The organism is Leptospira saintgironsiae (assembly GCF_002811765.1).
GTDB lineage: Bacteria > Spirochaetota > Leptospiria > Leptospirales > Leptospiraceae > Leptospira_B > Leptospira_B saintgironsiae.
The window spans coordinates 300,001-312,622 of sequence record NZ_NPDR01000003.1; the positions used below are offsets into that span (position 1 = coordinate 300,001).

The following is a 12,622-nucleotide window of genomic DNA, read 5'->3' on the forward strand; positions in this document are numbered from 1 at the left end:
TATCCTAATCAATCCTTTGTTAAGGATTTTTAATATACATTTCATTCTTCCGAGCTTATCTCTTTTACTTTTCTAATCGTCTAAATCTTTTTTTTCTAAATATTTCCTTTGAAAAATTTTAAAACGAAATACCAGTATTTTTTCTCGCCAACCCCCTAAAGCTTTATTTTGGAAATTTCCTAAAAATCAATATTTAAGTATTGACTTAATTAAGTTTATACTTAAATATATGGTCATGCAGGCTTTAGATGCAATTGCCGATCCAACCAGGCGCAAAATTTTAGAACTACTATTCGACGGTGAAATGGGAGCGGGGGAGATTGCTGGGCATTTTGATATAAGTAATGCTGCGATCTCACAGCACCTTAAGGTTTTGAAAGAATGCAATCTGATCCAAGTGAGAGTGGATGGGCAAAGAAGGATCCATTCCTTGGACTATAAAGGTTGGAAAGAGATCCAAGACTGGCTGGATAGAGCTAAAACTTTCTGGGAAGGTCGACTAGATCTTCTGGAAAAAGAATTAAGGGCGAATAAAATAAAAAAAGGGAGAAGATAGTGATGAAAGATCTATCTGTGAACAAAACGTATGGAAGCTTCACTTCGGATTCCGAAGTTCGTTTCCAAAGATTATTACCTGGGCCGATTGAAACTGTTTGGGAATATCTGACTGATTCTGAAAAAAGAGGCACCTGGCTTGCTTCTGGAACTATGGAATTGAAGGTAGGTGGAAAAGTAGAATTAAACTTTTTGCATTCTTCTCTTTCAGATGAGAAAATTTATCCGGAAAGATTTAAGGAAATGGAAAACGGTATTAGCGGAGTAGAAACGATCACTGCAATTGATGCTCCTCGTTTTTTAAGTTTTACTTGGCATCCTAATTCTGAAGTTAGTTTTGAACTAGTGGAGAAGGGAGAAGATGTTCTTCTTACTTTGAGACATTATAAACTTGTAGATGAATTCGGTAAACTGATGGTTTCGAGCGGGTGGCATACTCATTTGGATATTCTTACTTCTAAACTTTATAAAGAATCAGTTCCTAAGTTCTGGCAAACATTTGCTCATCATGAAAATGTTTATGGTGAGACCCTAAAAAGTATCGCCAAGAAGTGATCCTTAAAATAAAAAAGCCGACGAATTCTCGCCGGCTTTTTTTTAAAATCGATTGTTAGTCGATTATTTATTCGGAGTAAACTCCAAAGTAACCACGCCTCTTGCTGCAGACTTAACATTCATTTTCTTAGTTGCTAAGAAAGTAAATCCTCTGTCCTTTTTATAGACTAATTCGTCCATAAAGAGTGCGTCTTTTCCAGGGTAGGTAACTTCCCACTCAGAACCGCTTACGTTGCTTGCTCTAACATTGATGTCTTTTGCAGCAGTTAATTCTGCTAAATCATCTTTGAATTTAGTGGATTCGTCTGCATCCAAACCAGTAAACTTAAGAATGATCGTATTATTCTCAGTGAGATTGAACCATTCTTCTTTTAGTTGTTTGTTTACTTTTTTGGTTACGTCTTCTGCCCAACCAGCAAGTGCTTTTTCTCTGGAAACTTTTTGAGTGATATCTGCTCCACGAGCATCTCCGTTTCCAGAAGCTACCACTTTACCGTCTCCCCAAAGTAGGATCACTTTATAAGGTCCGGTGGCCGCAGTATTGAACAAAGGTCTGTCCAATTGTTTTCCGCCAATTGCAGTTACAGGAGCTTGGTCTTCAGTTTCTACTGAACCAACTACCAGAACTTCTGCTCCAGATGATTGAGCTTGGATTAAAATCGCAGCTCCTGCATCTAAAGAGTTTACTGCATCAGCATTCAAGCCGGAAGGTTTAACAGTTTTAGAAGCAGTTCCTGGATCCACGATCTTGTTTCCTGCTTTTTTAAGTCCTTTGATGACCTCAGCTTCTGCAATATTACCATTGCTTAAAGGAGCAACCGGTGCTCCTCCAACTTTAGAAGGAACTAAAACTACGATTCTTGGATTTCCTACATCAGCAAGTAAACCTTCTACAGCAGTGGAAAGTTTAGATTCTTCGATAGTACAACGAACAGTAAGTTTTAAAATAGGTTGAGTATCAATCTTGCCTTGGTCTTCCGCAACGATGTCGTAAGATTTTACGAATGCATCCGTTTTGGAAAGTAGACTAGAGCCTAAACTTTCTCCGTCGGAAGCTTGGCTTTTGTTGGAAATTTCTTCACCAACTACTTTACGTACCGCATTAACCTTCGCGTCTTTGATCGCTCTTTGTTTTGCGTTCGCTATATCTCCGTTATAGATCGGAGCTTCTCCGATCACGGTGATCGTATTTCCTTCTCTAGTGAATTCTTCTTTTTTCTTGCGTCGGGATCCGTCACCCGTTGCGCATGCAAAAGCGAAACCTAAAATCAGTGTGAGAGCGGTAATCCGCAGGATGGGCAGCTTTGCCATATCGCTTCCTTTTTCTCCTTGATGTATTGAATTCTGTCTATTTACTGAACAAATAAGGTATCTTACATGCGGTTCAAAGAAAGAAACAAAAAAATCCTAACTTTACTCATTTTTTTTCTGACAATTTCCTCAGGCTCATGCGTTGAGGCGTCATCCAGAAGTCATATTTCTAAATCCAAAATTATCCCTGCCGAAGTTTCATTTTATGAACAAGTACTTCCAAGTCTTGCAGGCAAATCCGTTGTGCTCGTTACAAATCCTTCCGGTATTGGAAGACATCCAGAGAAGATCTTAAAAGAATTTAAGGATAAAAAAGTTAAGATCAAACATTTGATCGGACTCGAACACGGATTTTTAGGATTGGAAGAAGATTTCAGCAAGTCTCCAGTCACAATGGATGAAACTTTTCAACTTCCTATCTATCATATTTATAAGGTTAAAAACTCTGAGATACCTGCAATCCTGAAAGGTGCAGACGCAGTAGTGTTCGACGTAGTCGACATGGGAATGCGTTGTTATACTTACTTAAGCGTTCTCAAACGTTTGATGGATAATTTGCCAGATCCAAACACTAAGTTTATTCTTTTAGATCATCCGAACCCAGCATTGTATTTAGGCGCAAGGGGAGAAGGTATTCAGAAGAAGTTCCTAAACTTTGCAGGAGAATTCCCTTCTCTATTTTTTACCGGTATGACTCTTGGAGAAGCTGCTGCATTCTATAATGGAGAATATTTAGGTGGAAAAGTGAAACTAGATATTATCTCTCCTGAAAATCTAAAAAGAGGATTTGATTGGGAGAGAGAAGGAATCCCTTGGTCCACACCTTCTCCGAATCTTCCTATGTTGGATTCTGCTAAAAATTATCTAGGCTTAGTATTATTAGAAGGTGTGAATGTTTCCGTAGGAAGAGGAACCCAAGCTCCATTCGTATATTTCGGCGCTCCTTGGATGAATGAACCTGAAGATATTATCCAAGAATTGAACGAAGACAGCAAGGGTGATTATTATTACCAAAGTGTATTCTTTAAACCAGTATTTGGACCTTTTAAAGGAGAAATTTGCAGAGGTCTTCGTTTAACAGTTGTAAATCGTAAATATGATCCGATCAGAATGGCATATAATCTGACTGCCATTATGAAAAAGAAATACAAAGATTTCAAATGGAGACAGTATGCAGACGGATCCCATAATATAGATTTTCTTTGGGGAACAGAAAAGTTCAGAGAATCAGTGGATGCAGGCCTTACATACGAACAATTTAAGGCGACTTACGCGGAATCCGAATCCTCTACAAATAAACTGATCCAGAAATATCTGATCTACTAATGTTTTATAAATTAATTTCGAAAGACATATTATGAGAACCAGATTTGCCGTTATAGTATTGATTTGTTTTTCCTTCTCCATTTTTGCAGAAAATCAAAACGGAGAATGGAAGGAATACGGCTTAAAAGAAGTTTTAGGCCGTCTGAAATTTTATGCATTTGCTAAGATTGCTCAGAGTGTTCGCACTGGAGCTTCTTTTGACCAAGAATTATACGTAAAAGAAACTCCTTGCAGCCAGGACTTTCCCAAGCTTGAAGGAAGTTTCCAATGTGCATTACTTAAGGTTTCTACATTCGAAGATAAATTAGCAGAAAACTCAGAGCCTGTAACTCCTAATGCTGCATCTGCTACGAATGGTCTAACTCCGAGTAAAACAATACCGCAGGTTCCGGTAAAAGCAAAATGGTATGAGGGAAGGACTCTTGCAGGAAAAGGAGTTCTTTCTCTTCCTGGAAAAGAAGGGCTGAGTGATTTGAAATTATTCTATCATACTGATGGAAAGCTAAGCCATTATTCTTATGAAGATAAAATAGTGGTTTTTGACTGGAAAGGCCAAGAGTTAAGTACTATTCTAATTGTAAAAGTGGATCCAAAATTACGACCACTTGGCGGTAAGGAATATTTTTTTCCATGAAAGAACTCTCTTCGGGTTTTTTAAGAATGATGGACCACGAAGGTATCGACCCAGTAGAATATATCTGGGTAGTAGCTTCTTATCCATCTTCTGAATCCGGAAAACAAGAGGCAAAACTTGTACCTGCAAATTTTAAGATCGCAAGTCTTGTGGGTAAAAGAGTAAAACTTGAATTTACCGGAAAGATCCGTTGTGTGAATTGCGGAAAAGTCACAAGCAAAAGTTTTAACCAAGGAAGTTGTTTTAACTGCTTTCAAACTTTAGCGGAGAATGATCTATGCATTCTTCGTCCAGAGACCTGTCATTTTCATTTGGGAACTTGTAGAGAGCCTGAATGGGGAGAAGGTTATTGCTTCCAAAAGCATACTCTGTATCTCGCAAACACAAGTGGATTAAAAGTAGGAATCACTCGAGAAAAACCGGTCTCCAATCGTTGGGTGGACCAGGGCGCGCAAGAAGCAATTCCACTTTTAGAAGTAACTTCCAGAAGAGATGCAGGTCTTATCGAAAAACAATTTACTTCTATCATAGATGATAAGACCAAATGGCAAAAGATGGTAACAGAAGATTCGGTTTCATTCGATCTAATCTCTAAAAAGAAAGAATTATTAGAAGTATTGGATTCCTGGGACTTGGGCGTTCCATATACGGAATCTAATGAGCAGAATATTACAAAATTAAGTTATCCTATTTCAGAATATCCTAAAAAATCAAAATCTTTCTCTCCGGATAAGGAGAAGGAAATAGATTCCAAATTACTCGGTATCAAAGGACAATACCTTTTGTTCGAGGATGTGGTAATCAATATCCGCGCCTATGGCGGTTATGAAATCCGTTTATACTCGGAGTGAGTCATCCTATGAATAAAACTTCTGTTCGCAAATATTTCCTGGTCCTATTTTTACTTTTTTCCCTCCAAGGCTGCGGCTGGATGGTAGATCTTGTTTTTCCTTTGGACGTAGACCGATTTTTAGGAGAACAATTTTACAAGGCTGCAGTAACAGGCGAAGGCCACGGTAAAATTTACAAAGACAAGTCCTTAGAAAAATATCTGCAATCTGTTGTGGATCGTATCTTAAAATCAAAATCCATTCAATACAAAGAAGAGTTCAAATATAAAGTAACCATAATCGATGATGATAAGGTAATCAATGCAATCTGCGCACCTGGCGGATATATATTCGTATATACTGGACTTTTACATTTTGTAAAAAATGAGGCAACTCTTGCGGGTATACTTTCTCATGAGATCGCTCATGCAGAAAGAAGACATTCTACCAAACAATTATCTACAAATCTTACTTTATATTTTGCATTATACTTTGTTCTTTCCTATGTATTAGGCCCGGACCTTGCACAACATGCGGCTGATATTGCTGGGCTTTCTACAAATCTACTTGGTCTTGCAAATTCACGTTCCATGGAAGAAGAAGCAGATGAATACGGTTTTGATTATATGAGATCCACTCCATATTATCCAGGAGCAATTGCTGACTTTTTCAAAGATATCCAAAAGGAGAAAAAGGTAAATCCTGAGTTAAAGGGTGCTGATATTCCTTTGGAAAAATATTTGAGCACTCATCCTTTGGACGAAGATAGAATTTCAGCGAACGAAAAAAGACTGAAAGACGCTAAGATCGGTGCGCCAAATATTAAGTCCTATTTTAAAGAAAGATATCGTAATAATATAGAAAAATCTTTGGGAACCAAAGAAGCAGATTGAACCAGTTCACAGATGATCGTTCAATCCGGCTCCTTCTAACAGTAATATAGAAAAGAAAGATTGACTGATTTCGATTCCATTCAGATAACCTGTGGGTCATGAATTGGAAGAAAAAATTAAAAACTTGGGTGGATTCCGGACTCATTAGCCAGTCTCAGGCAGAGTCTATTCTCAAATTTGAAGATTCTAAAAAAATTCCTTACGTCTTCTATTCCTTTTTAGCATTGGGGATCGTTGTCATCGGACTCGGAGTCATCGCAATGGTGGCTGCTAATTGGGATAAGATCCATTATTCTGTAAAATTGATCGCGAGTTTCTCGCTCCTTTCTGGAATAGGGATTACGATCCTATATTCTCAAAGCAAAGAGATCTGGAACGATACCGTTCGTTACCTTTTAGTTTTACTTCTTTGTGTATTATTTTTTGCGAATATTGGTCTGGTTTCCCAGATTTATCATACCCAAGGAAAATTATACCAGGCTCTACTTCTTTGGTCAGGGATTACACTTTTACTTGTGATCATGTATCCGGGTAGGGTGCTTCAACATCTTTGGATTGCAATATTCAGTTCTTCTTTCTTGAGTTGGATAGACAATCATCCTGATATTGGTTGGAAAGAAAGAAGTCATTATTTCTCTCTTTTCTTCTTTGTGGCGTCTTGGGTGTTTGCAGGAATTGCTATCTTTAAGGAAAGAAGGTTAGAAACTAAAGAGAGCAAAACCTCAATACTTGTGAATCCGTTTTTACTCTGGGCTTTCGGTTTCTTTTTGACTTCTTCTATTTGGGGAAGTTTTGAGACTCATGATATTCCTAATTTAGATCAGGATCCTGAATTTGCCAGAAGATATGATTTACCTTTCTCTTGGTATTGGCCTTTACTTCTTCCAATTTTGCTAATTGTAGTTTCTCAAATTTTTAGAAATCGATTCTCTCGTAGAAAGATCATATTACTTTCCATCTCAGGACTTTTCTTAGGATTTTTGAATTATCCTCAGTTGTTTCATTGGTATGGAAAATATCCAGCTATGGTATTTTTCTTTCTATCTTGGATCCCATTTACGTTCTTATTTTTTCAATCCAGAAGATGGTTTGATCTATCTTTGTTAATTTTAGGCCTTCGATTTGTATCAGTCTATCTAGAAGTATTTGGAAGTTTACTTGCTACAGGAATTGGACTGATAGTCTCCGGAGCATTTATTTTAGGTTTCAGTATCTTAGTGTTTAGGATGAGAGAAAAAATCAGAGATGCTGCGAATCAACTCTTTGCAGAAGAAGAGGAGTTAGGAATATGAAGAAGTTTAACATTTCAGTTCTAGCGGTATTTTTACCAATTATCGTATTGGCTTCCGTTGCATTAGAAAGAGAATTCGATCTTAGAAATGGGAAAATTCTGATCCTTCCGATTACTGGATATGATCCAAGAGATTTACTCTCTGGGCAATATCTAAGATTTCAGATAGATCGTAAATATTCTGATGATATCTGCCAAAAGGGAGATTACGTTTCTTCAACAGTTGAATCAGTAGCTGCGACTACTGACGGAAGTAAGCTGACCAAAAAGGAAACATGTGTATGTTTTGATTCCAGAGAACCTTCTGAATATGAAATACGTTTTTACTCTGATTGTAATGAATTAAAAGACGATACAACTTGTTGGAATTACGTCAAAGGCGAATGTAATTACGGAAACTTTAATTATCCTTTCCGCAAATACTTTATCCCGGAGGCGAGCGCAAAAGAACTAGAAGCGAAACTTAGAGAGCCTGGTGCCAAAATCCAATTGAGGATAGATGAAAACGGAAATGGTCTCATCGAAAAGATCATTTGGCCGGAGGTATCTGTGCAGTAACCTCGTTTAGGCTGCAGTAGTCCTTCTCACCTAAACCCGCATCCATACCTTTGTGGTAAATCTCATCCAATCCGGAGCATAGTGAAAGCTTTGTTCCGGATTCCTTTCCTAAAGAGAGTGCATGTTTGAGATCCTTATACATATTTTTCAAAGCAAAATGAGTTTCGTAATTTCCTGAGAATAAAAATGGAAACTTAAATTCTGAAATTCCAGACTTGGCAGCGGATTGTTCTAAAATTGATTTTAAGATAGAAGGATCTATACCTTGGCTTTTCGCCAAAGAAAAACCTTCCATATAAACTTGGAAGATACCAGCCTGTACCATATTGAGGGCGATTTTTGCCTTCTGCCCGTCTCCCACTTCTCCACAATATACAGTGTTCTTACCGCAGATCTCGAATATAAATGAAATATCTTTGATATTATCTTTCGATTTTGCTCCTATCATGAATAGGATCTGTCCATCTCTGGCTGCATTTTTAGAGCCGGTCATTGGAGCATCTAAAAATTGAATATTCTGTTTTTGGAATGTAGTATTCAGTTTTGAAGTGAGAGAAGGGGAGGTGGTTCCCATATCTATCACAACTTTTGCATTTGTTTCTAAAAAACCTGTGGAAAATACTGATTCTTCTACCACATGATCTTCCGTAAGGCAGAGTATTATAATTTCAGAATTTTTTACTGTTTCTTTAATATTCCCGTGGATGGAAATATTCGCTGATTTTAGGTCTTGGATTTTTTCTGGGTTACGTGCATATAATTGAAGAGAATGACCTTCTTTAGAGAGATTATTTGCGATCCCTCTACCCATAATTCCTGTACCGATGATTGCAATTTTGCGAGATGGCATAGGGAAAGTCTCTCGTATAGAACCTGATTTGGCAAGAAAGGTTTTAGAAAGAGCTAAGTGCTGCGCGGATAAAGCTTGTGACAGGGGCTTGTTCCCTGGTATCTTCCAGACCCTCTCTTAGTTCTCTTAGAACAATTTGCGCATCCGTTAAAACAGTATTCACATTTGTATGAAGATCATCTCTGTTGATTAGCCTACCTAAGGTCCCATCTCCGCTATTGATCTTAGTAGTGATATCTGCTACGTTTGAGAAAGTTTTACGGATATCTCCTCTGTTTTCTGCGATCAATTCTGAAAGAGATACAAGTGGATCCTGTAAAACTCTTCCTTTTAAAGAAGATGCTCCAGATTTATAATCCACAACTTGGAAGGTTCTAGGTGTACCTTTACCTTCTTCAGTAGATTCAGAAGTTCCCGGGTCTATGGAAATCACACGCCCAGAAAGTAAACTTTCGTTACGTATTGCAATATCATAATTTTCGTACAAACGTACTGGTTCTTTTAGAAGAATGGTAACTTCGACCCTGGTGGCGACTCCGACTTCTCCTGCAGGAAGTACTGCTCCATTCTCATCTATTTGGATGAGTCGAATATTGGAAACATAACCAAATGGAACACCTTGTACGGTGACCTTGTTTCCTACTTTGATCCCTTCTGAGTTTTTGAAATTGATCTTTAGGAATTCTCCCCGTTTTTGAACGGGACCACCTTCAGTCATAACGGTAAAATAACCTACTACAACCAAGGCGACTGAAAAGATAGCACCAACTAAAAGATAACGAAAGGATTTCATTTAGGATCCAAAACTCTTACTATATATATCGGACTTTTTATCCAGAATATTCTCTTAGGACCCAGGTTTCAATTCTTAGTTTCCAGAATCATTGGTCCCTTTGTGTGTCCGTTAATAAACTGACGAATGAATTCGTTCGGAGAATTCTGCACTTCTTCCGGAGTCCCAGTAAATAAGACCTGTCCCCCATAAAAAAATGAAATGCGGTCGGCTATCATATACGCGCTGGACATATCATGGGTAACCACAACCTGAGCAGCTCCAGTTTCCTTTTTGATACGAATAATCAATTCGTTGATCACGTTTGACATCACAGGATCAAGACCAGATGTAGGTTCATCATATAAAATGATTTCCGGATTGGCAGCGATTGCTCTTGCGAGGCCGGCTCTTTTTTTCATACCGCCTGAGATATCGTTCGGAAAATTATCTTTCGCGACTGTCATATCAACTAATCTAAGTTTTTCGGCTACGATCTTTTGGATCTCTTCTTCCGGATATAATTTATGCTCTCTTAAGGGAAGTGCAACGTTATCAAAAACAGTCATCCAGTTAATGAGTGCACCAGATTGAAATAGAACCCCCATTTTAGAACGGATCCTTTCTCTTTCAGGAATTTCTGCACCTGAGATTGTTTCTCCGAAGATCTTACATTCTCCAGCATCCGGATCGAGTAGACCAGTGATATGTTTTAGAGTGACAGACTTTCCAGTTCCGGAAGGTCCGAGCACTACCATTGTTTCTCCTTTTTTTACTTGGAGATTCATTCCTTTTAGGATCTTTCTTTCTCCGAAAGTTTTATGCAGATTGATTAGTTCTATTGCGTATTCTTCCATGACTATTGCCTGTAAAAGATAGCTGTGATCACATAACCAAAAAAGATAACCATCAAGAAAGAAGTTACCACAGATTCCCTTGTGGCTCTGCCAACACCGATTGCTCCACCGGAAGTTCTCAAACCATGAGAACAGGAAATTGCAGAAATGATCAGGCCAAATACATAACCTTTAAATAGGCCCGTATATAGATCTTTTAAGCCTGGGATAGAAGTGATTCTTTCATTCACATCTTGGAAATATACTATATACTCAATTCCCAATTGAAAATGCCCTACGATTGCTCCACCTAAAATCCCTAATATACTAGAATATACACAAAGTACAGGAACCATTAAAGAAAAACCTAATACTCTCGGAAACACCAGAAATCTCACTGGATCGATTGACATTACTTCGAGAGCATCAATTTCTTCTGATACTTTCATGGTTCCGATTTCTGCGGCAATTGCAGAACCGATGGAGGCGGCCAATATAAGCGCGGTCATAAAAGGGGACATCTCTCTAGTAAGAGTGATTGTAAGAAGAAGTCCGATTTGACCTTCTGCCCCGAAATCTTTTAGGCCAAGTCCAGTGTTTAATGTGAGAAGCATTCCTGTAAAAACAGCAACGACTGAAACTACGAATAAACTTCCTACACCTGCGATAAACATTTGGTCTAAAATTTCTTTCCGCTTTTCGACGGTAAATCTTAGATTTAAAAAAGTTTCCGCAATCAGAACGATCGTATATCCTGCGGCATATAAAGTATCGTTCGTTTTTTCTTTAAAGGATTCCAACATTTCGATTAGAGCCTAATCCACCAAAAAATCTGCACAGTGGTCTTATCCTTAGTCTTTTCTAAACCGAAAAGACCGTATAAAAATTGATAAGATGTTTTCTCCGGAGTGGAACTGTATTCCACGAGCAATGGCACATGGATATGCAGTTCTTCTTCGTTCCATCTCTGGGTATAAAGTCTCATCAAAAAAGAGAGTCTTTTTTCTCCATTGGATAATTTTTGATACTCAATAATGGACCAGACCGGATCCCAGATCCTTTCCACAAGTTCGGATTTTATAGGAAATAAAGAAAGAATATTCCAAGACAGGTTACCTTCTCTGTCCTCATGCCAACGGAATATCGGCCAGAGTTTATAGTAATTTTCTTCTCTTCCCCACTGAACGTAAGTCCTGTTTGTTCTCCACCAAAATGGGATAAAATAAGTTTCAGAAGATTTAAGATGATAACTATCAGTGCTTAAGCGGAAATAGAATGGAGTGAAAAATCTAGTCTCCTTATAAGCGAATCTGTAATAACCGTAAAAAGGAAATAAGATTAACTTTCTGTAATCCTCGTCGTCGTTCTGGCCATATTGAAAAAGGAAAAATAGAATATTCAGATCTTTTTCATGAGTTCTTTTATCATACCCATACGAAAATAAGGACCCGAAAATAGGAAACCAAAGAAAAGCCCTGGCCTTCATATTCCCAAATTCGGAATCTTTGGCAAGATATAATGGCCAAAACATTTTGTAAGTAAAAGGTTCTCTTTTATCTTCGTTGATACTTCCCCATTGTATAAATGGCCAAAGAATAGAATAACGTTCGTATTTTCCCTTATGGATCTTTTGAGAATAAAAAGGAAGAATTCTCAAATCACTTCTGACTTCTGAACCACCCCACATGACGAGAGGCCATAAGATCCCATGAGCATTATAATTCTTATACTTCCAATTGGAATAAAGAGGGAAGAGTGTAAAGTTCAGTTCTGAATAACTTGCTTTTCCTCTAAGTCTTCCGAACAAAGGGAAAAATCCGAAATAGGACTCTCTAGCAGTTTCTCCTTTTCCCCAAATCAAAAATGGAGAAAGAGTATCCTCATCCCAGCCTAGATCGTCGTGATAGGTCTCCGTTCCGCTAACAAAAAATAGAAAACTCCAAACTCTCCAATAATCTGTTTTTTCAGAATAATATATCGGGAATAAAAATGTATCGTATCTATAATTGGATTTAGTTTCTTTATAAGTAGAGAAGAATGGTCTGAAGATATGCTCTTCTTCTCCTAATCTTTTTTCGGACTGGTATAAGAACCAAAATTGTTTGTATTCAGAAGGATAAGGAGAAACAGGTTTGAAAGGGTATTCCGAAAATAGACTTTCCGTACAAACTAGGAAGAAAAGGATCAGTACTAGATTCTTATTTATCATTC

Annotated in this window: 14 protein-coding genes; 8 read left to right on the forward strand and 6 right to left on the reverse strand. The window is 37.9% G+C overall.

The genetic code is table 11. From position 1 onward, the window contains the following. The first annotated feature begins 235 nt into the window (after positions 1 to 235). Complete coding sequence (locus CH362_RS08950; protein ID WP_100710010.1) at positions 236 to 556, forward strand: ArsR/SmtB family transcription factor; 321 nt, start codon at positions 236 to 238, stop codon at positions 554 to 556. A 2-nt stretch (positions 557 to 558) separates the two neighbouring features. Further along, entirely contained in the window at positions 559 to 1,110 is a 552-nt protein-coding gene (locus tag CH362_RS08955; RefSeq protein ID WP_100710011.1) for an SRPBCC family protein, read from the forward strand. 63 nt (positions 1,111 to 1,173) lie between these two features. Here the strand turns inward: CH362_RS08955 and CH362_RS08960 are convergent, their stop codons facing one another. Beyond that, the gene (locus CH362_RS08960) at positions 1,174 to 2,421 is read right to left on the reverse strand and encodes a lipoprotein LipL46 (RefSeq protein ID WP_100710012.1); all 1,248 of its coding nucleotides are present in this window, start codon (positions 2,419 to 2,421) and stop codon (positions 1,174 to 1,176) included. Positions 2,422 to 2,487: 66 nt separating this feature from the next. On the opposite strand from CH362_RS08960, the gene CH362_RS08965 reads away from it, so the two are divergent. The 6 genes from CH362_RS08965 (at position 2,488) to CH362_RS08990 (ending at position 7,953) form a co-directional block, all read left to right on the forward strand. Next, the gene (locus CH362_RS08965; RefSeq protein ID WP_100710013.1) at positions 2,488 to 3,747 is read left to right on the forward strand and encodes an exo-beta-N-acetylmuramidase NamZ family protein; all 1,260 of its coding nucleotides are present in this window, start codon (positions 2,488 to 2,490) and stop codon (positions 3,745 to 3,747) included. Positions 3,748 to 3,778: 31 nt separating this feature from the next. Further along, the gene (locus CH362_RS08970; RefSeq protein ID WP_100710014.1) at positions 3,779 to 4,381 is read left to right on the forward strand and encodes an LIC_11883 family protein; all 603 of its coding nucleotides are present in this window, start codon (positions 3,779 to 3,781) and stop codon (positions 4,379 to 4,381) included. Further along, positions 4,378 to 5,232, forward strand: coding sequence for a DUF2797 domain-containing protein (locus tag CH362_RS08975; RefSeq protein WP_100710015.1), 855 nt, complete (start codon positions 4,378 to 4,380; stop codon positions 5,230 to 5,232). The genes CH362_RS08970 and CH362_RS08975 overlap by 4 nt, the downstream gene beginning before the upstream one ends. Before the next feature lie 8 nt (positions 5,233 to 5,240). Continuing rightward, positions 5,241 to 6,104 (forward strand): M48 family metalloprotease, encoded by an 864-nt coding sequence (locus CH362_RS08980; protein ID WP_100710016.1) that lies wholly within the window; start codon positions 5,241 to 5,243, stop codon positions 6,102 to 6,104. A gap of 98 nt (positions 6,105 to 6,202) precedes the next feature. Continuing rightward, the gene (locus tag CH362_RS08985; RefSeq protein WP_100710017.1) at positions 6,203 to 7,396 is read left to right on the forward strand and encodes a DUF2157 domain-containing protein; all 1,194 of its coding nucleotides are present in this window, start codon (positions 6,203 to 6,205) and stop codon (positions 7,394 to 7,396) included. After that, positions 7,393 to 7,953, forward strand: a complete 561-nt coding sequence (locus CH362_RS08990; RefSeq protein WP_100710018.1) for a GDYXXLXY domain-containing protein — start codon at positions 7,393 to 7,395, stop codon at positions 7,951 to 7,953. Before CH362_RS08985 ends, CH362_RS08990 begins: the two co-directional genes overlap by 4 nt. On the opposite strand, the gene CH362_RS08995 is transcribed toward CH362_RS08990, so the two are convergent. The 5 genes from CH362_RS08995 to CH362_RS09015 form a co-directional block, all read right to left on the reverse strand. Continuing rightward, positions 7,925 to 8,803: an NAD(P)-dependent oxidoreductase gene (locus CH362_RS08995; protein ID WP_100710019.1), complete on the reverse strand. Its 879-nt coding sequence runs from the start codon at positions 8,801 to 8,803 to the stop codon at positions 7,925 to 7,927. The genes CH362_RS08990 and CH362_RS08995 overlap by 29 nt on opposite strands. A 43-nt stretch (positions 8,804 to 8,846) precedes the next feature. Then, the gene (mce, locus tag CH362_RS09000) at positions 8,847 to 9,596 is read right to left on the reverse strand and encodes a mammalian cell entry protein Mce (RefSeq protein WP_100710020.1); all 750 of its coding nucleotides are present in this window, start codon (positions 9,594 to 9,596) and stop codon (positions 8,847 to 8,849) included. A gap of 68 nt (positions 9,597 to 9,664) precedes the next feature. Next, a complete protein-coding gene (locus CH362_RS09005) occupies positions 9,665 to 10,432 on the reverse strand; it encodes an ABC transporter ATP-binding protein (protein WP_100710021.1) in 768 nt (255 codons plus the stop codon). Positions 10,433 to 10,434: 2 nt separating this feature from the next. Continuing rightward, positions 10,435 to 11,214, reverse strand: coding sequence for an MlaE family ABC transporter permease (locus tag CH362_RS09010; protein WP_100710022.1), 780 nt, complete (start codon positions 11,212 to 11,214; stop codon positions 10,435 to 10,437). A gap of 5 nt (positions 11,215 to 11,219) precedes the next feature. Further along, positions 11,220 to 12,620: a hypothetical protein gene (locus CH362_RS09015; RefSeq protein WP_100710023.1), complete on the reverse strand. Its 1,401-nt coding sequence runs from the start codon at positions 12,618 to 12,620 to the stop codon at positions 11,220 to 11,222. Positions 12,621 to 12,622 lie beyond the last annotated feature (2 nt).